This window comes from Alteromonas sp. CH_MED4-4 (assembly GCF_037029575.1).
GTDB lineage: Bacteria > Pseudomonadota > Gammaproteobacteria > Enterobacterales > Alteromonadaceae > Alteromonas > Alteromonas macleodii.
The window spans coordinates 168,402-188,513 of the sequence record NZ_JAYMEU010000002.1; the positions used below are offsets into that span (position 1 = coordinate 168,402).

Here is a 20,112-nt window from a genome sequence, read left to right on the forward strand (position 1 = left end):
GGGGTTAAAATAACGATTTAACCCCACCAATTTTGGCTACATAGACCCTAGCCTGATTATCTATATGGCTTGAATAGTAAGACATGTAGAGTAGATCATTATCTAATATCAGGCCCGGATAACTCGTATCACCGCTACTGGGCATTGTTAGTATTTCGGTTAGTGTTTTATTTGTCTTATCGAAATGCCAAAGTCGTGTCGAAAACTCTCTGGTGACCCAGTTCACATGCCGACCAGCAACAAGGAATGTTGTTTTAGTGAGCGCTATGGCACAAGGCCCACCAATATAAATTCCCAAGTCATGCCAGAACCACTTTGTATAGGGAGGCGTAGATGTGCCAAATTGAGCAGAAAATGTATCGGCATCTCGTCTTAAAAATACTGTTGCTTCACCGTCGTGGTCAAACAAGAGGGCGCTTTCATTTGGGAATCCCTTGTTATTTTTAGCAAGACCGAAAACGTTTGGTTTGTGGACGCGCATTGCGCGGGTGGGGTCGCCTTCGTAAAGCGAAATGTAATCAGCGGGGCGGTGATAAGCAAAGCCGAATGCCTTATTGTTTATCCATTGCGGCTTCCATATCCACCAGCCATCATCGCCGAACCAGTGTTTGCTAGACCAAGATTGTCCAGTTGTGGAGAGAACACTTAGCATCTTAGTATGTGCTTGTTCATTTTCATCAATTGTCTTAGCGTAGGCCGTTACTATTGCTCTTTGACCGTCGTACATCAATTTAGGATCTCTTAAATCGGTACCGAGCTCTTTAATCAACACTTTGTTGATCACCTCTAACGTTTCTTTACGCAAAGTAAGGATAACAATAGCGCCATCTCTGCTCACATGATCTGTTGCTTGGCGATAGCAGCACAGCAGTGAACTGCTACTTTTGTCGAAGGGATTCTCCATCAAATCAGTAAAGGCTGCATGAACTGCAGGTGGTGATACACGACTAATTTCAACTATTTGAAGTTTTTGTTTCAATTGAAATCTCCTTTAAAAATCTGATGGTTACTGAAAGTTCTTGTCTCGTCGAGCGGCAATATATTACCGCTAATCGGCAAATATCGTAATTTTTTCTAAAGAGAATTTATATGTTGTCGATACAGTTTCTGAGAGAGCCAGTTCATCAATTACCCCTCAGGTCTTGATGACTACTAAAACAAAACGTCGGAAATCCCGACAGCCAGCGCACGCTGGACTGAGAGTGTAGGAGAGACTTTATGTCTATGTTCGTTAATACCAATGTATCCTCATTGAATGCCCAGCGTCAGCTATTTGATGTTAGTAATTCTTTGAGTACTTCATTTGAACGTTTATCTTCAGGCTTCCGTATCAACAGCGCTGCTGATGATGCTGCAGGTCTTCAGATTACCGATCGTATGACCTCACAAATCGAAGGTCTAAACCAAGCCGTTCGTAACGCTAACGATGCGATTTCATTGTCGCAAACTGCTGAAGGCGCGTTGTCTGAGACAACAACAGCACTTCAACGTATTCGTACTCTAGCTATTCAATCACAAAACGGTATCAACAGTTCTGCAGACCGCGCAGCGCTTCAGAAAGAAGTATCTGCACTACGTACAGAAATTTCGCGTGTCGCCACAACTACTGAGTTTGCCGGTGTAAGCATTCTATCAGGTACATTCTCTGCTTCGTTCCTAGTAGGTGCTAATGCGGGTCAAACAATTTCAGTTAATTTGTCTACACCTACTTTAACCGCTGCGGGTGTTTCAGGTTTTGGTCCGTCAGGTCTTGGTATTGGCACTGGTGATGTTCTTACAGCGAGCGCAGCATCGTCAATTCTTGATAACGTAGACAGCGCGATTTCTGCTATTGGTAGCTTACGAGCTGATTTGGGTGCTTTGCAAAACCGCTTCCAGTCAACTATTCGTAACCTAAGCAATATCTCTGAAAACGTGTCGGCTGCACGTTCACAGATTAAAGATACAGATTTTGCTACGGAAACCGCTAACTTGACGCGTAACCAGATCATTCAGCAGGCAAGTACTACTGTATTATCTCAGGCTAACCAGCGTCCTCAGGCTGCTTTACAGCTTCTAGGCTAATCGCCATTAACGTGAAGTCAGGAGGTAGTGCTCTAGTTCACGTGCGTTCAAAGCTGGTCTTTTGAAGACCAGCTTTTCTAATATACCGACCTTTAAAACGCGTTATTCCCCTCATTTACACTATTCGTGCACGTAAAACTACCCTCTAACACTTTGGAATATATAGATTTTTAATTTATATCCGCCGTTTTTCTAAAAATTAGCAAAAAATACCTAAAGTAAAATTCGATCTTTGACGATAACTATTACAAAGGGGAGATAAACCATGTTTCTTTTCTCTACGCTTCTAAATCTTATGTTTAAGAGCGTAAAAAGCACAGTTTGAATACAAGTTTTTTTAAATTAACTGTATTTAAAAGTTAGGAAAAACAGTGCGTTAAATCGAATAAAATTATTTGAAAAAATTACTAAAGTAAATTCAAGTAAAGGTCGATAAAAAATGGAGTTTGCTGATGAATGGTTAGAGCTGCTGACCGGCGAGAATAGAGCCAGGAGGTAGTGAGAGGTTTGAGGTTCTGGAACACCAAACCCACCGACCAGCAAAGAGAAGTAACTTCTCTACTTAGCAAGTTCCATTGGTAGTGTGCCAATGAAACGTCAGATTAAACTGACATGTAATTCAAAGCACAGGCTATGCCAAATATTTAAACTAATCGCGCAAATAATAAAACCAATAGCGCAACACTCGAAACTGTTAGGAGAGACCCATGAGTCTATTTGTTAATACCAACGTGTCATCTTTGAATGCACAACGTCAATTGTTCACTACCGGTAATAACTTGAGCACCGCGTTTGAACGTCTTTCATCTGGTTTTAGAATTAACAGTGCTGCAGACGATGCCGCGGGACTGCAAATTACTGACCGTATGACCTCGCAAATTCAAGGTTTGGATCAAGCGGTACGAAATGCTAACGACGGTATTTCACTAGCACAAACTGCTGAAGGTGCGATGGCTGAAACTACCACTGCTCTACAACGTATTCGTACGTTGGCGATTCAATCGCAGAACGGTATTAATAGCTCAGCTGACCGAGCGGCGCTGCAAAAAGAAGTTTCTGCATTGAGAACTGAAATTTCACGTATCGCAACAACAACTGAGTTTGCTGGGGTTAGTATTCTTTCAGGTGTGTTCTCTGCTAGCTTTTTGGTAGGCGCAAACTCTGGACAAACAATTTCAGTGAACTTATCAACTCAAGCATTAACCGCAGCAGGGGTTAACGGCTTCAGTGCTACAGGGCTTGGAATTATATCTGCCGACGTTTTGACTGCAGCAGGTGCGTCTGCTCTTCTTGATGATGTAGATGCAGCAATCTCTGCAATTGGTGGCCTTCGCGCAGATTTGGGTGCTATTCAAAACAGATTCCAATCTACGATTAGAAACCTGAGCAATATCTCAGAGAACGTATCAGCGGCAAGATCGCGAATCAAAGATGCAGACTTTGCCACCGAAACGGCAGAACTAAGCCGCAACCAGATTTTACAGCAAGCTAGTACTACTATCCTGGCACAGGCTAACCAGCGTCCACAGGCTGCACTTTCACTACTAGGTGGTTAATTAAAAGACGCTTGAATTTGGGAAGGAGTTGAGAGGCCATCCCCTGAAAAAGGATAGCGGCCGTAAGGCCGCCCCTTTGAGAAAGCGTCGACTAACAGGACTGAGAGTGTAGAAGTGTTGGTTGAGAGGCCAGTTTATCCTACTAAATACCTGCCAGCCGACAGAAACTGAATTTGCTCAATCTCCTAACGTGAGCAAATTGGCCGAGATTAGATAGTCTCGGCCTTTTTTTAGTAATACCGAAACATCCCGCCAATTTCAAACAAATTGCAGAGCACGACAATTTGCTCAAAATATACCATGCAGCATCAATGCCAATTTTAAATTTAGAGTAAAAGATTTCCGCCTGTCTTATTGATGAGACATACAGTAGCACTTACATTCCAATTCTTTCCTGTTCAATAAATAAGCTGATTCTGTCTTGCGTATGAGAAGTAGGTACTGCCGCTTTGTTGCGAAAAAGACAAACCGTCTTGAACGTTTTAACTCGTTTTAATCATTGCTCGATAAATCAACCGAATAAACGTGATCTTTTTAAATTTTTATAAATTTATTTGTCAACTAATTCAGAGGCTTACCTTTTTGCTTCGAAAAAAAATAAAAAAACGAAAAAAAAACTAAAGAACCTAAAGGGTTGGCCGATACCAATAGTTGAGGGGTAATTTACTTTACTTTTAACAGAGGCGTTAGCTCGGAGTAGTGACCAAGCTAATTTGAACTGGAAGGATTTGATCGTACCACATTGGTCGACGAGTCCCTAGGAGGTATTCCAATGAGTTTATTCGTTAACACAAATGTGTCTTCGATCAACGCACAACGTCAGCTTTTTGACGTAAATGATCGTCTTAACACGTCGTTCGAAAGATTGTCTTCAGGTTTTAGAATTAACAGTGCCGCAGATGATGCTGCAGGTCTTCAAATTTCTGACAGACTTACGTCGCAAGTTGAAGGCTTGAACCAAGCAGTACGCAACGCGAACGATGCTATTTCTTTAGCACAAACAGCTGAAGGTGCGATCAGTGAGATTACTACGAGCCTACAGCGTATTCGTCAGCTATCAATTCAATCGCAAAACGGCATCAACTCTTCTGCTGACCGTTTGGCGCTTCAAAAAGAAGTATCAGCGCTAAGAACTGAAATTTCTCGTACCGCAACGGATACTCAGTTTGGAAACGTAAACATCTTAGATGGTAATTTTTCAGCGTCATTCCTAGTGGGTGCTAACGCAGGTCAAACGATTTCAGTAAACCTTTCAACCGGTAACCTAGGCTCAATCACAGGGTTCAGCACAGCTGGTCTTGGTATAGATGGTGATAGCGTTGTGACTGCGTCAGGTGCTGCTGCGTTATTAAGTGCGGTTGATGCTGCAATATCTGGTGTTGGGGGCGTTCGTGCCGATTTAGGTGCGCTTCAAAATAGATTCCAATCGACTATCCGTAACCTTAGTAACATTAGCGAAAACCTGTCAGCGGCTCGCTCTCAAATCAGAGATACGGACTTTGCTGCGGAAACGGCTGAACTAACGCGTAACCAAATTATTCAACAAGCATCTGTTTCCGTTCTGAGCCAGGCTAATCAGCGTCCACAAACTGCGCTATCGTTGCTTGGATAAGCTATAATACAATTTAGCCTTAGTTGAGATGTAGCGGGTGCTTGCTTAGGCAGGCTCCCGTTTTGTCGTTTCAGAAGGGGGTAGAAACGTGGAAATACCGAATATTCAAAGTGGTCAGCCTTTTGCATCAAAGGGACGAGTAGGCGCATCGACGGATAGTGCTGCCAATACTGCACAATCGGTAAGGGATAATCTAAGTTCACCTAAAGAAGTGCAAAGCGGCGGTATCAATACAGATGAACTTACAAAGGCGCCTTTAACTCAGCAAGTGAATGCTGAATTAAAAAAGGAAAATTCGTCTCAAGGTTTATCTCAAGACGCCGATAACCAAGGTGAAGAGAGGAATACTGCTAAACTCGAAGAGGCAGTAACAAAAGTTGAATCATTTCTAACTATTCAAAACAGGGACTTAATTTTTTCGATCGACGAAAATACTAATCGGTCAGTAGTAACGGTTAAAGACGGTCAATCTGGAGACGTTATTCGGCAGATTCCTTCCGAGGAGCTTTTAAAGCTTGCCGAAAGAATCCAAGAACTACAGCAGGATGTAGGGAATAGCGTAGGGGTGTTTATCAACAGTCAGGTTTAACGAGGTAGGTTATGACTATTCAGTCGCTAGGTGTGGGTTCAGGTTTAGCCCTTGATGATCTTGTTCAGCAGCTTTTAGACGCTGAAAGGTTGCCTAAAGAGGAAAGGCTAAATGCTAAAGAAGAACAGATCGAAGCTGAAATATCTGCTCTTGGTCAGATAAAGTCAAAGCTGTCAGATTTTAAAGATGCGGTAGACGATTTGCGTAGCGATACTGATATAAACGGTCGAGAGCCTACAATCGTTAACCCTTCTGAAGATGATGACGTGCTATCGGCCGAAGCATCGAGCTCAGCCTTGCGCGGAAGTTATGATATTACCGTGCAACAGCTAGCATCGGGAAGTCGCATAACGACAGACGCGGGAGCGTTTACTTCAAGCACAGACCCTGTTTTAAGTTCTGGAACAGGTTCGTTAACCTTTAGTATTCCTGGTGGCGATTCATTTACTATCAACGTCGATTCTAGCACATCTCTTGTAGACCTCAGAGAAGCGATCAACAGCGCAGACGATAATTTCGGTGTAACCGCAAATATTATAGATACAGGTACTGCCGAAGGGCCTCGTTTGGTGTTTTTGTCTGAAGAGACCGGTGAAGGTAATGATCTAGTTATCAACAATGACACAGGCGCTGCAGAACTAGACAGACTTTCAACTGCTGGCGGTACCAGTAATATCAGTGCAGCTAATATTGAGTCGGCGAAAAACGCTATCGCATTCGTGGATGGTATTGAAGTTCAAAGCGAATCGAACAAGTTTGAAAATACGATTCAAAACGTCACCTTTGACGTAAACGAAATTTCACCCAAAGATAATGCAGGCAATTTTTTGTCAACAACATTGAAAATTGGTTTCGACAAAGAAGGGCTAGAACAAAAAATTAGAGATTTCGTTGATAATTACAATGCAATAATCGACGAGATAGGTACATTGACACGTTACGGTGAATCTGAGCTAGAAGAAGATGGTGCGCTTGCTGGAGACTCATTGCTAAGAGGAATCCAGTCTGGACTATCATCTATCATTGGCGATAACGTGTCTACTTCACAGCTTGGTGGGTTATTCAGACTTGGCATAGAACTAGATAAAGATGGAAAGCTCGAAATTAGCTCTTCAGACTTCGGGATCGGGTCTGGTGAAGACAGACTAAAAGATGCGTTGGAAGATAATTTCGACGATATCGCCACATTGTTTACTGATGAAAACGAAGGTATAGCAGTTCGTCTCTACGATTTTGTTGATGAATTCACGTCATCTGGGGGCCTTATCTCACTGCGTGAAAAAACAGCGAAAGAGAATAGAGAAGATGTCTATGCTGATAGGGAAACCTTGGAACTTCGTATGTTTAGCTATGAGCAAGTTTTGCGAGACAAATACCTAAACTTAGATCAGACCGTGGCACAATTGAATCAGACAAGCTCGGCATTATTAGCCGCACTATAACGTACGAGTTTCGGAGAAAGTATGTCTCTTAAAGGTATTAATGCCTACAAAAAAGGTAATTTAAAGCAAGATGTTGCCAATGCAGATCCTCACAAGTTGACCTTGATGCTGCTTCAAGGCGCGTTAGACAGGATTGCATATGCGAAAGGTGCAATGGAACGAAAAGAGTTGCAAGAAAAGGCGACTTTCATTTCTAAAGCAACGGCTATCATTATTCACTTGCGCGATACGTTAGATGTAAAAGTGGGCGGCGAAGTTGCTGAAAACATGTTTGCGCTTTATGAATTTATGATTGAAAAGCTAAATGAAGCTCACGTAAATAATGACGTAGCATTGTTGGACGAAGTGTCTTCTCTTTTAGCACCGATTAGAGATGCGTGGGTACAAATTCCTCAAGAAGCGAAAGATGAGGCATTTCGGGCTCAACGAGAAAGTAAGCAAGCCATTTGAACGTTGATAAATTAGATCATTCTTTAACACCACTTTTTTTAGGTAAAGTTAACGCAGCAATTGTCGGTTGCGTGGCGTCAGAGTCTGCCGCGCTCTCCACAGAACAATTCTATCACCTTATTAGCCTTCGACATTCTTTAGTGCTTCGAGAGTTGCGCAGACTCTCGGACGATGCCCGCTCAGCTTTCGCTGAAAAGGAGTTAACTATTAACCGAGAACTGGAAGCTTTAGCACTTGAGTTGAAGTTAGCAGCAAAAGAGGAGATAGTTGGCTTTTCGAGAGCGCAAAAAGCGGTAAAGAGATATAAAAAATAATGCTTAAAGCCATTAAATTTTACCTTTTAGATGATGAAGAGCAACAGTCATCACTAGAAGTTGAATCTGCATATGCGATTAAAAAGAACAAAGAAAAAAGCCTGATAGCCTTCAAACGTGTGATGCCTGTTATCTGTGCTCAGTTAATGCAATCGCGAAGCACGTCTACATCTGTGTTCGTCAATAAAGATAAAGAGCTTGATATCGTCGACTTTAATAGTGGTAAGGTACTTTATGGCGATAAAGTAACCGCAAATGTTCACAAACATGTTGATGCTTTTTTACGTTCTCCGTTAGTTTTAGATGAAAACGGCTTTTCGCGGCAAGCCTATCCTCTGGATGATAACGCTGACGTATTGGTATTGCTGGGGTTGGGGTTAGGTATTCACCTTTTAAAGCTAGTGAAAGAAGCCAATTTCAAAAGGATTGTTCTTTACGAGCCAAATTTTGAATACACACATTGCTCTTTGTACACAGGTGTGTGGCCGGAAATTTTTAAGGTTGCCGCTGAAAAAGGGACGGCGATTTACTTTCAAAGCCAGCGTGACGGAAGTTCGATCTTAGAAGACTTAAGTGAATTAAAGCAAGCTAGCCCTTTTACAACTGTTTATTTCTATCAGCATTATCATAGTGTGAGCTTTGACTCAGTAATAAGGAGCCTGTCAGAGCTAACCATCGATAACGTACAACAACGTTTATTTTCCTTCCCTTCTTCACAGCCGTTCGACGATTATTTAGTGCCATGGAGTCCTATAGTTACGAGAAGTAATTGGGATAAAAGCAACCTCAGCCGCGACACATTTGATAAAAATATAGCGGCGTTTGCTAAGTACTACCCAGACGTAGCACACGAATTTAAAGATTATGCTCCGCTCAAATGGGAGCCTCAAGCGAATCAACGAGGAGAGGTAAACCTCTTTCACATAGAGACCTGTACACCACTACATGGCGACAGTCCGAAACATGAATCTGAATTGGCTTATAATGCGTTTGTCAGACAGCCCAACCGAGATAACTTGATTTTAGGTTACGCAGGTGGAAAGCTGATTCATCACTCGCATCACAAAATGGTTAGAAGAATCCAAGAATATTTGACAGGGATGGAAGAGGAAGAAGGCGAGTTACCTGAAACTGTTAAGTCGATGCTTCTCTTTGGAATGGGATCCGGCTATCAGCTAGAGGCCTTAAGTAAATCCCGAGACATTGAAAAGCTCTTTGTTTGTGAGCCTAATCGTGATTACTTCTTTGCTTCATTGTATGCGATAGATTGGGCAGCAATTCTGACCAAAGTTGAGGAAAAACGGCATCGTATTTACCTGAACATCGGTGATGACGGAACTAACCTCGTACGGGACCTTTTAAGTCAATTCCACTCTATCGGAACACATATCATTGCCAATACCTACTTAACACTCGGCTATGATAACGAGGTACTTCTTCCTGCTGTTGATAAGCTAAGAGAAGACCTACGCTTAATTGTTGCTATGGGAGAAAATTTCGAACACTCTCGCTTTGGGACAGCCCATACCCAATGGGCAGTAGAAAACAATATAGGGTTTTATCGCAAAGATGGAGTGCCAGCCTTGGGTAAAAAACTAGGTGATGTCGCCGTGTTTGTTGTAGGAAATGGCCCGTCTCTCGACAAATTAATGCCTCTTTTAAAAGGGGAGAGGGAGAACGCAATTGTTATCTCGTGTGGTACGGCTCTTCAGGCAATGTATATTAATGGGATCGTTCCTGACTTTCATGCGGAAGTGGAGTCGAACCGAGCATCTTTCGATTGGGCATCGCGAATTGGTGATAAGGCGTACTTAAAACAAATCAATTTTATCAGCTGTAATGGTGTACACCCTGATACAGCAGAGCTTTATAAAAATACATATCTCGCGTTTAAAGAGGGTGAGTCGTCAACGGTATTAATGAGAGAACTCTTCCCTGAGTTAGATTTACCCTACCTTCACTTTTCTTATCCTACCGTGTCTAATCTAGTTGTTAATTACGTATTAGAAATGGGCTTTAAACAAGTTTATTTATTTGGGGTAGACTTAGGTATGGTGGATGTTAAACATCATCATTCTAAATCGTCGGGCTATTATAAAAAAGACGGCAAGGAGCTCTTCAACCACGAAGAGCAAGTAGACACGTCGTTAGTCGTGCCGGGAAATTTAAGACCCTATGTAAATACCAAGTTTGAATTCAATATGTCTAAATCTGTGATTGAGAAAACTCTAGCAGCGTTTAGTGATGCCGACGTTTATAACTTAAACGACGGCGCTAAAATTGCCGGTAGTCCTCCACTAGAGCAAGATGCGTTAATAATTACTAATTCAGTAAAAGACAAACAGGCAGCTATGAACTGGATTCAAACTCAGGCTCATGTTTCTATTCCAGCCGATGAATTCCAACAGAGATTTGCTCAACGTTTTAACCACGAAGCGCTAATCGAAGACATCACCAATTTTAAAGCGTTATCTGAGAGAGAGTTTAGCGGGCGCGAAGATATCGATAAGCTGGTGTTCGACCAGAGGCAATTTTTGGTCGAAGCGTATTTGCGTAAATGCTCTATTTTGTTTTTTTACTTCAATGGCACATCGAACTATATAAACAGTATTTTTAGTAAATTAACGCATTTCAAGAACGACAAACTTGTGATGGAAAAGTTTGAGGCAATAAGAGAGTGTTGGCATAACTTTCTCGACGATGCGTTAACGAGTATTTCGATGTATCCAAACGCCTTTGATACAGTTTCAAGTTTTACAAGAGAAAGGCAAGAGATCGCCCTTCAAGAGTTTATCAAAAGAGAAAGCGTAGCCTTCGTTAGTGAATCTGTGAGCGACGTACTTAAAGAACTAGAAATTAACCAAAACACTGAAAATACCCAATGCCACTATCAGATTGAACTTATCTCGAGTGTTTCAGGATTGGAAGAGCGAAAGTCTAATATCAGCCGAATGGCATATATTGTAAATTCCCCTGAACTTCTATTGACCTTACACGAGCGGCCCAAACCAGCTGAAAGCGACATCCTTATATATAGCCCATTTGAAAGCGTTGATGATAAAACTCTAGAAAAAGCCGTGTTTATCGCTATGCTTGCGCTAACATCGAGCGATAAATTGAAAATAGTGTTCCCTAAACTTGAGCAGAAAGATTGGGGGAGCTTCTTTGAGAGTTACTTCTCTACACTTTCCTGCGGTATGACATCATTTGAAACCTATAATATGTTTGCTTTAGCTTCTGAACCTCTGGCCGATAAAGAAATGACGAATGAAGGTGGAGATAGATTTTGGTTATGCCCAAGACCGTTAGAAGCATCACTTTGTGAGACAAAACTCATTTTCGGTAAAAAGGCGCCGTCTTAGCGTGATTAAATTGATTAGTCATCACGCCATTAGCGTCAAAAATTACTAAATCAGAATACGCTAACAGCAGTGATATATATGAATGTAGCAATAATTCCAGCGTGAGGCGGAAGCATTCGTATTTTGCGAAAAAAACTTCGCTTTTTTTGCAATAAGCCTATCATTGCTTAGTCTATTGAAGCCGCTTTAAACTCTGCGCAACTTGATAAGATTATTGTACGCCACTGCCCCTTTTGTTACATCTAATGGTTTGGTTAGCGTTTCTGCACAGCTAAAAAGTGCAAAGAAAGACTCTTACTTTGCAGCTACCAGTTTCCCTTTCCCGATTCAGCGTGCGTTTTAGTTCACGCCGCAAGGCGATATTGAGATGTTTGACAAAAAGCTCATGAAAACACGATATCCAGACCTACAAGAAGCCTATCATAACGCAGGGCAATTTTACTGGGGAAAAGCTGACGCTTTTCTACAAAACTTGCTTATCTACTCCCACCATGCTAGCGCGCATTTGATGCCAAGATACCGCGTACAAGATATTGATACCGAGGGAGATGGGGAACAGCAGAACTTTTATTTAGCGCGATGCAGAATCGAGGATTGTAAGGGTGGGCAATTCTGTTACGGTGCTGTTCCGCGCGGATATTGCAGAGTACATAAGAACAAGCCGCATCATGCTCTGCCTGACGTTGGCTAAGTTGCTGTTTGAACGTGGCGTATCGATAATCTTTATCTCGCAGCTTCATAAGGAGCATTGTTTAGATAAAGAAAGAGGTGCAGGTTTTAAGGTTACTGAGCTATTTGTGGATGAGCCCGCTAAATACGAGGGAGTTGGTGCCCTCATGCTAGTTGGTTAGGTGGTACAGAACTGATTGATGCAGAGATGTCATTGAAGGAAGCTTGGCTATCGTAAATGCAATAGCAAGACGTTTCAAAGGTTGCGAGAATAAACTCATTAAAGCCTTAGAAGATATGGGTAATACTGCCTCTGTATCCGTTCCGCTCATACTGGAAAACTGTTTAAATAGCGACAACAGAACGCGACTCGTATTGAGCGGGTTTTGTGTAGGGTTTAAGCGGCCTACCAGCCTATTAAAGAGGAATTAAGATCCTGTTATCAATATAGACTTGCCGTCAAACATAGATCGCCCACGATTTTTATGATTATCGTTTAAATATATCATGTGTCGGCAACAATGCCATAAACCATTAGTTTTTAACGAGTCTTCCTTAAATAAAAAGTGAAATACTCAACAGTAACGATACCGTTGAGCCGTTGGGTATTCATTTTCATACTCTTTAAAAAAACAGTCACTCGTTATTCTTCTGTCTATTTACTACACTATATTAAGTGAAAGTTTAATAGGGTAGCCTCATGATTAAAATAGGTTCCGATTCAGGTAACTCACTTCTCAGCCAAGTGCAAGAGAAGCAAGAATCCTTGATGGAGAAGCTTGCCAGTGGTAAGAAAATTAACGATGCAACTGACGGCGCAGCGGCCCAGCAAATCATCGATCGGTTAACTTCAGAAGTAGAAGGCAACCGCCAGGCTATTAATAACGTTTACGACGGAATTTCGGTGGCGCAGGTTGCAGAGGGTGGTTTAGGCAGCATCAATGACGATGTAAACCGCATTCGCGAACTTACCTTACAATCTGGTAATGGTGTTTTGAGCAGTGGCGATCGCCGTGCTATCCAATCTGAAATAACACAGCTACAAGAGAATATCTCCCAAACCATTGAGCAGACGAATTTTGCTGGCAAGCCGTTATTATCTGAAAATGGCTCACTTGACTTCCAATCAGGTTCAAGTGCGGGCCAATCAATAAGCGTCAACACACAGGATGTTGCTGCTCAATTAAACGATGTACTGGCTATCGATATTACGTCGGGAACCAGCATTGAAGATGCGCTAGGTGCAACTGATGCTGCAATTGAAACGCTCGGTAACGCGCGAGGCGATTTAGGTGCTACCCAAAACCGTTTCGAAAGTGCGGCGCGTTCTCTTACTCAAGCTAACGTGAACACCGCTGAAGCGCGTAGCCGCATTCAAGATCTTGATTTTGCTCAAGCTGTGTCACAGCAGGCGTCAAACGATGTGCTTGGTCAGGCGGCGCTAACCGTTCAAGCGCAAGCGAATCAGCAGCAAAGTCAGGTTTTATCACTGTTGAGTTAAACCAACGTACGTTAATTTTGCTAAAATTAACCGAAAGAAGCAGGGTAACCTGCTTTTTTTATTGATACATTTCCGAAAACAGCGGTTGCGCTCCGATCTTTTGTCGTTACAATTTATAAATGCGCTAAACTGTAAATAATAACAAAGCGTTCTCGGGGAATTGATGAAGAACATTTTGCTGGTTAGTGACAACCAGGAACTTATTCAAAACTTGGAAACTATCGTTACCTTCATGGGAGAATCGTGTCAATCGCGAGGCTTTAGTGATTGCGAACGGTATTTGCAAGATAGTGGAGCTGATGCTGTTCTTATAGAGCACATATCGCCAGCCATAGTCAGTGGACTGGTTGAGAAGTTTCCTCACATACCATTTGTAGCATTGGTTGAAAATAATAGCCAAGCATCAGCAGGTTGTAATCTCGTTAGCGTTATTGCAACGCCATTAACCTATCCCGTTTTGACCCAAGCTATCCATCGTTGCCAAGAATATTCAAGGCGCAAACCGAGCTTGTCTCGTACATCGGGAACAAAGACGCGACTGTTTAGAAGCCTTATTGGTAAAAGCGAACAAATACAAATAGTTCGTCGATTAGTTGAACAGGTTGCTCCAACTGATGCCACTGTCTTGATTCTAGGTGAGTCTGGAACAGGTAAAGAGGTTGTTGCACGTAATGTTCACTTCTTATCTGAACGCAAAGACGGGCCATTTATTCCGGTAAACTGCGGTGCCATTCCTGGCGAGCTGCTAGAAAGCGAGCTATTTGGTCACGAAAAAGGGGCGTTTACTGGCGCAATCAGCGCGCGTAAAGGCCGTTTTGAGTTAGCGGAAGGCGGTACGTTGTTTTTGGATGAAATCGGCGATATGCCGCTTCAGATGCAGGTTAAATTATTGCGCGTGTTACAAGAGCGTACCTTCGAGCGCGTAGGTGGCAACAAACCCCTTCAGTGTAACGTACGCATCATCGCCGCGACGCACCGCAATTTGGAAACCATGATCAATGAAGACAAGTTCCGTGAGGACTTGTATTACTGACTCAACGTATTCCCGATTGATAGTCCTGCACTCAGACAAAGAAAAGACGATATCCCCTTACTGCTCCAAGAGCTAAATAGCCGTATCCAAGGTGATGGGGTGGAAGGTGTGCGCTTTACCGAGCAAGCGATCGCCTCGTTAATGGAGCACGAATGGGCGGGCAACGTTCGTGAGCTGTCTAACTTGGTTGAACGCTTAACAATTCTTTATCCTGGTCAAATCGTTGATATCGCCGATTTACCTGAGAAATATCAATACGGTGATATACAGGCTTACGAGCCTGATTATCCCGAAGAAATTCTTGAGCGTGAAGCATTCAATGCACTCTTTGCTGAAGCGGCCGCGCAAGAGCCAGAAGAAGACCTTAACGAGCAAAGCCATAAGGGTTTGAACGGAATGGTTTCTTCATCTTTACCTGAGGAAGGGGTTAATCTCAAAGAGTACCTTTCTGAGTTGGAAGTAAACCTCATTCGACAGGCGTTAGACAATCAAGATTGGGTGGTGGCTCGAGCTGCCGACAAACTTGGTATGCGCAGAACAACGCTTGTCGAGAAAATGCGGAAATACGATATTCAGCGCACTGAAGAAGCGTAATGTCAGGTAATTGACGTTACGCTTTTCTTTTAAATTCTTCTCTATCTAATTGATAAATAAGCCAATGATGAATTGGCACATCTTCTGCTTTATCTAAGCCATAGTTTAACAGCGTCTGCAATTTGACGAGGGCAATATGGCTTTTGACAGCACACCACAATCAACTGAGTACTCAGCATCAAGCTATGCGTTAGATAGTATTGATAATGCGATATCTCGTGATGAATACGACCCCTCAAGCAGTGACGATATTTCGTCTTTGCGGTTGCAGGCGAGTCGACTTGAACACTTACTTCAGGTAATGCCTGCGGGCGTTATCGTTATAGACGGCAAAGGGATCGTACGCCAAGCCAATGAACAAGCGAAAGCACTGTTGGGTGAACCGCTGGAAGAGGAAGTGTGGCGAAGTATTATCACGCGCTCATTTAAGCCCCGCGCTGACGACGGCCACGAAGTCTCACTTGTTGACGGTCGCCGAGTGAAGCTTTCTATCACGCCATTAGAAAATGAGCCTGGGCAATTAATTGTTATTACCGACTTAACCGAAACGCGGCAGCTGCAAGCACGCGTGAGTCATATGCAGCGCCTGTCTTCTCTCGGAAAAATGGTGGCATCCCTTGCTCACCAAATTCGTACGCCTCTCTCTGCGGCCATGCTCTATGCGTCTAATTTAACGCGCAAAGGCTTGGGACAAGAAGCACAAACTCAATTTGCAAACAAGCTAACTGACAGGCTTAAAGAGCTAGAGAGTCAGGTTAACGACATGCTGCTTTTCGCTAAGTCAGGGGAAGAACAAGTGGTCAGCCAAATTAGCTTGGGAGAGTTGTTTACTTCAATTGAAGGCAGTGCCCAAACCATGACGGCTCAAGCACAGCAAACGCTAACTTTTAGCGGCTTCGATAAAAACGTATCTATCACCGGCAATCTTACAGCGCTTCAGGGCGCGTTATTAAACCTTGTTCACAATGCGAGCCAAGTTACTCCGAAAGGGGAGTGCGTGCACGTAGAAACTGCAGTGTCTGATGAACGTTTGCAAGTGGCCATTATAGATAAAGGTCCTGGCGTACCGGATAAACTCAAAAACAAAATTTTTGAACCGTTTTTCACAACTAAAACTCATGGCACGGGTCTTGGACTTGCGGTGGTTAAATCCGTCGTAAACGCCCACAACGGTTTGCTTAGCGTATCAAATATGCCAGAAGGTGGGGCGTGCTTTAGTGTGTCTTTGCCGTGTGTGGTGAACGCTCAATCTTCACAAACATTGACGCATGTTGCGTAGGTCATAGGAGAGAATAATGTCTAAAACTACCATTTTAATTGTTGAAGATGACGCAGGATTACGCGAAGCACTCCTAGACACCCTTCTGTTAGGTAACTATGAGGTTGTTGCCGCTGATTGTGCTGAAGAAGCGTTAATGGTACTGTCTTCGCGCTCCGTCGATTTAGTGGTAAGCGATATTCAAATGGGCGAAATGAGCGGTTTAACGCTACTTAAGAGTATCAAAACCAAGTACCCCAATATGCCGGTGCTATTGATGACAGCCTATGCCACTATTGATGATGCCGTGCAGGCAATGCGCGATGGCGCTACAGACTATCTATCAAAACCGTTTGCCCCAGAAGTACTGCTTAATTTAGTGGGACGCTACGCGCCGGCTCAAAAAATAGAGTCACGCACGCCTATTGTTGCTGACCCTTCAAGCTTGAAGTTACTTGAGCTCTCTCGCAAAGTCGCGAAGTCCGACGCCACTGTGATGGTAATGGGACCAAGCGGTTCGGGTAAAGAAGTGCTGTCTCGCTATATTCACGATCAGTCGCCGCGAAGCGATGCGCCATTTGTCGCCATCAACTGTGCAGCCATACCAGAGAACATGCTAGAAGCGACCTTGTTTGGTTACGAAAAAGGTGCGTTCACCGGCGCTATTCAGGCTTGCCCGGGTAAATTTGAACAAGCCCAAGGCGGTACGCTGTTACTTGATGAAATAACCGAGATGGATTTGGCGCTTCAAGCTAAACTGCTACGCGTGTTACAAGAGCGCGAAGTAGAGCGTCTTGGCGGACGTAAAACCGTTAAGCTCAACGTCCGTGTTATTGCTACAAGTAACCGAGATTTGAGAAAAGCAGCGGATGCGGGAGAGTTCAGAGAAGATTTGTACTATCGCTTAAATGTATTCCCTATTGGGTGGCGCCCGCTATCGGAACGCCCAGGAGACATTGTTCCGCTTGCCGAGCACCTTGTTCAGCGTCACGCCAGTTCACAGGGCTTGGGTACTATCAGATTAAGTGCTGCAGCGCGCAATAAATTGTCCCAATACAGCTGGCCAGGAAACGTTCGAGAGCTAGAGAACGTGGTTCAGCGAGCGCTTATTCTTTGTGAGAACAATGAAATAGATGCTGGCGATTTAATGATTGACGAAGACATGACGGCACCTGTTGAAACACTGCAAGAGCATGTTGAAGAAAATAGGTTAGGGTCTGAGCTGCGCTACCAAGAACATCAAATTATCCTCGATACATTGGTGTCGTGTAACGGCAAGCGTAAAGATGTGGCAGAAAAGCTCGGCATTAGTCCAAGAACCCTTCGTTACAAATTAGCGCGCATGCGCGAAGACGGTATTGAAGTGCCCGCATAAGGTCGCTTTCTACACTTTCGGTTTCCTCGTCCTTATCCGTCGCCTCTGTAGTAAAGAAGGCGGCGGTTTTTTGTTGCTCACACTAAGTCAAACGCCATAAATTTGGCTAACCCTCTTATTTTTGATTTATCTTATTGATATGTATAGCTTTTTAAAGTTGGCAAGCCCTTTGCTAAATCCCCTCTATACATAAGTTATACGCCGATGTTCAGGCGGTCTCGAAAAAGCACTAGGAGTGGTTATGGACGTTAAAGCCAATAGTTTGTATCAAGAAATGCAGAACATGATTGGGCAAACTCGTCTTCAAGTTAATGAGCCTCAACAGCAGCCGCTTAGTGAAGTTAATAGCTCGGCAAGTGATTTCTCGACCATGCTAAAGAATGCGGTAGATGGTGTAAACGGCATGCAGCTCGAATCAAAAGACGCGCAGCAGCGTTTTGAAATGGGCGACCCTAACTTAAGCCTAGCTCAAGTTATGCTGACGAAAGAAAAGGCGGGCATTGCTTTTGAAGCCACTGTTCAAGTACGTAACAAAGTACTTGAAGCCTATAAAACAATAATGAATATGCCGGTGTAGGTGGAGTAGGTTATGGCTGAAGCTACAGGTACAAACCTTACGGTTCCTGATCAAAATCAAGCAGTGGACAATGAGCCAGAAAACAAATCTGGTTTTATGGACACTTTAGGTAGCGCAGATATGATGCGCCAAATGGCCCTTGTGGTTGTTTTGGTAATCTGCGTCGCCATCGCTATTTTTATTCTTATCTGGTCGCAAGAACCTGATTACCGTCCACTTGCGAAAATGGAAACCCAAGAGCTTATTGAAACCCTCGATTATATGGATGCGAACCAAATCGACTATAAGCTTGAAGGCAATATTGTTTACGTAAGAAGTGACGAATTCCAAAATATTCGTTTAGGCATGACCCGCCAAGGGTTAACTAAGGTCTCTGATGCCGGTACCGATATCATTATGCAGGATATGGGGTTTGGCGTGAGCCAGCGTGTTGAGATGGAACGTCTAAAACACGCCCGCGAGCAACAAATCGCGGCCACTATCGAAGATATCGCAAGCATTCAAAAAGCCCGTGTCTTGTTAGCTATGCCTAAAGAGAACGTATTTGCGCGAAGAGAGAAGAAAGCGTCGGCAACCGTTGTGCTAACGGCTAAGCGCGGTGCCGTTATTGCAGGTGAAGAGGTTGATGCTGTTGTCGATATTGTGGCGTCTGCAGTGCAAAACATGGAGCCGTCTAAGGTAACCGTAACAGACAGCAATGGTCGTCTGCTTAACTCAGGCTCTCAAGATTCTATGAGTGCTCGTGCCAGAAAAGAATACGAGATTGAGCGCCAGCGTGAGCAAGAGTACTTAGAAAAAATTGACGCGATACTGATTCCAGTATTGGGCATAGGTAACTACACAGCACAAGCTGACGTTACCATGGACTTTACAGCTATGGAACAAACACAGCGTAGCTACAACCCTGATTTACCTGCGGTTCGCAGTGAGATGATCATGGAAGAAAACAGCGTAGGTGGCGGTGTTGGCGGTATTCCTGGTGCACTGTCTAATCAACCTCCATTAGATTCTAATATTCCAGAAAATGCAGTGGGCGGCAGTCAACAAACTATGCCTGGGCGCACAGCAAAAGAGTCTACGCGCAACTACGAACTTGATACCACTATCAGTCATACCAAGAAACAGACAGGGGTTATTCGCAGATTAAGTGTATCTGTGGCGGTGGACTATACCCAAGTTGCGGGTGAAGACGGTGCGATGACGCCAACACCGCGTAAACAAGAAGAGATTCTCAACATACGTAGGCTTTTACAGGGCGGCATTGGCTTTGACGTTACCCGTGGTGATTCGTTAGAAGTTGTAAGCGTGCCCTTTACTCGGATGGACGCAGGGGAAATTGAAGACGCGCCTATTTGGGAGCAGCCCGGATTTCTACCAATTCTTAAGCTAGTTGTTGGTGGCTTGGTTATAATAGTGCTTATCATCTTCGTGATTCGTCCTATGCTACGTCGTCTTATTAATCCTGATGAGTCGAACGACGCCGATGAGTTTGATGCAGACGAGGGCTTAGATTTAGGCGACGACACCATTAGCATGTTAACGTCTGACTTTGACGAAGGACAGGTAGGCTTTGCGCCAGATGGTTCACTCATGCTGCCTGACCTGCACAAAGATGAAGATGTACTTAAAGCCGTACGTGCCCTTGTGGCCAATGAACCTGAGTTATCAGCCCAAGTAGTGAAGGGCTGGTTAATGCAAGACGAGTAGTGAGATAAG

At 43.6% G+C, this 20,112-nt stretch carries 16 protein-coding genes and 1 pseudogene; 16 read left to right on the forward strand and 1 reads right to left on the reverse strand.

The features are described 5' to 3' along the window. Positions 1 to 4 precede the first annotated feature (4 nt). A complete protein-coding gene (locus WA381_RS02265; RefSeq protein ID WP_156086051.1) occupies positions 5 to 979 on the reverse strand; it encodes a hypothetical protein in 975 nt (324 codons plus the stop codon). A gap of 239 nt (positions 980 to 1,218) precedes the next feature. Here WA381_RS02265 and WA381_RS02270 point away from each other — a divergent pair, with 239 nt between their 5' ends. From WA381_RS02270 to fliF, 16 genes and pseudogenes are all read left to right on the forward strand, one after another. Beyond that, the gene (locus tag WA381_RS02270; protein WP_156086052.1) at positions 1,219 to 2,064 is read left to right on the forward strand and encodes a flagellin N-terminal helical domain-containing protein; all 846 of its coding nucleotides are present in this window, start codon (positions 1,219 to 1,221) and stop codon (positions 2,062 to 2,064) included. Between the two features lie 707 nt (positions 2,065 to 2,771). After that, on the forward strand, positions 2,772 to 3,620 hold the full coding sequence (locus WA381_RS02275) for a flagellin N-terminal helical domain-containing protein (protein WP_014975883.1): 849 nt from the start codon (positions 2,772 to 2,774) through the stop codon (positions 3,618 to 3,620). Between the two features lie 772 nt (positions 3,621 to 4,392). Next, the gene (locus WA381_RS02280; RefSeq protein ID WP_156086053.1) at positions 4,393 to 5,232 is read left to right on the forward strand and encodes a flagellin N-terminal helical domain-containing protein; all 840 of its coding nucleotides are present in this window, start codon (positions 4,393 to 4,395) and stop codon (positions 5,230 to 5,232) included. Between the two features lie 88 nt (positions 5,233 to 5,320). Next, positions 5,321 to 5,821 (forward strand): flagellar protein FlaG, encoded by a 501-nt coding sequence (locus tag WA381_RS02285; protein WP_156086054.1) that lies wholly within the window; start codon positions 5,321 to 5,323, stop codon positions 5,819 to 5,821. Between the two features lie 11 nt (positions 5,822 to 5,832). Next, entirely contained in the window at positions 5,833 to 7,263 is a 1,431-nt protein-coding gene (gene fliD / locus WA381_RS02290; protein WP_156086055.1) for a flagellar filament capping protein FliD, read from the forward strand. A 21-nt stretch (positions 7,264 to 7,284) separates the two neighbouring features. Next, complete coding sequence (gene fliS / locus WA381_RS02295) at positions 7,285 to 7,713, forward strand: flagellar export chaperone FliS (protein ID WP_156086056.1); 429 nt, start codon at positions 7,285 to 7,287, stop codon at positions 7,711 to 7,713. Further along, positions 7,710 to 8,027 carry a hypothetical protein gene (locus tag WA381_RS02300; RefSeq protein WP_156086057.1) on the forward strand — a complete coding sequence of 106 codons (318 nt, stop codon included), beginning with the start codon at positions 7,710 to 7,712 and terminating at the stop codon, positions 8,025 to 8,027. Before fliS ends, WA381_RS02300 begins: the two co-directional genes overlap by 4 nt. Continuing rightward, positions 8,027 to 11,389 (forward strand): motility associated factor glycosyltransferase family protein, encoded by a 3,363-nt coding sequence (locus WA381_RS02305; RefSeq protein ID WP_156086058.1) that lies wholly within the window; start codon positions 8,027 to 8,029, stop codon positions 11,387 to 11,389. Before WA381_RS02300 ends, WA381_RS02305 begins: the two co-directional genes overlap by 1 nt. 602 nt (positions 11,390 to 11,991) lie before the next feature. Continuing rightward, positions 11,992 to 12,240, forward strand: coding sequence for a hypothetical protein (locus WA381_RS02310; protein WP_156086059.1), 249 nt, complete (start codon positions 11,992 to 11,994; stop codon positions 12,238 to 12,240). Between the two features lie 43 nt (positions 12,241 to 12,283). Beyond that, positions 12,284 to 12,490 (forward strand): 3-oxoacyl-[acyl-carrier-protein] synthase III C-terminal domain-containing protein, encoded by a 207-nt coding sequence (locus WA381_RS02315; protein WP_231506422.1) that lies wholly within the window; start codon positions 12,284 to 12,286, stop codon positions 12,488 to 12,490. A gap of 268 nt (positions 12,491 to 12,758) precedes the next feature. Continuing rightward, positions 12,759 to 13,559, forward strand: a complete 801-nt coding sequence (locus WA381_RS02320; RefSeq protein WP_156086060.1) for a flagellin — start codon at positions 12,759 to 12,761, stop codon at positions 13,557 to 13,559. 163 nt (positions 13,560 to 13,722) lie between these two features. Further along, a pseudogene (locus WA381_RS02325) lies at positions 13,723 to 15,186 on the forward strand (sigma-54 dependent transcriptional regulator). Positions 15,187 to 15,322: 136 nt separating this feature from the next. After that, the gene (locus tag WA381_RS02330; RefSeq protein ID WP_156086061.1) at positions 15,323 to 16,465 is read left to right on the forward strand and encodes a sensor histidine kinase; all 1,143 of its coding nucleotides are present in this window, start codon (positions 15,323 to 15,325) and stop codon (positions 16,463 to 16,465) included. 16 nt (positions 16,466 to 16,481) lie between these two features. Beyond that, positions 16,482 to 17,819 carry a sigma-54-dependent transcriptional regulator gene (locus tag WA381_RS02335; protein ID WP_156086062.1) on the forward strand — a complete coding sequence of 446 codons (1,338 nt, stop codon included), beginning with the start codon at positions 16,482 to 16,484 and terminating at the stop codon, positions 17,817 to 17,819. A 241-nt stretch (positions 17,820 to 18,060) separates the two neighbouring features. Then, positions 18,061 to 18,396, forward strand: coding sequence for a flagellar hook-basal body complex protein FliE (fliE, locus tag WA381_RS02340; protein WP_014948630.1), 336 nt, complete (start codon positions 18,061 to 18,063; stop codon positions 18,394 to 18,396). Between the two features lie 12 nt (positions 18,397 to 18,408). After that, entirely contained in the window at positions 18,409 to 20,103 is a 1,695-nt protein-coding gene (gene fliF, locus WA381_RS02345) for a flagellar basal-body MS-ring/collar protein FliF (protein ID WP_101563697.1), read from the forward strand. Positions 20,104 to 20,112 lie beyond the last annotated feature (9 nt).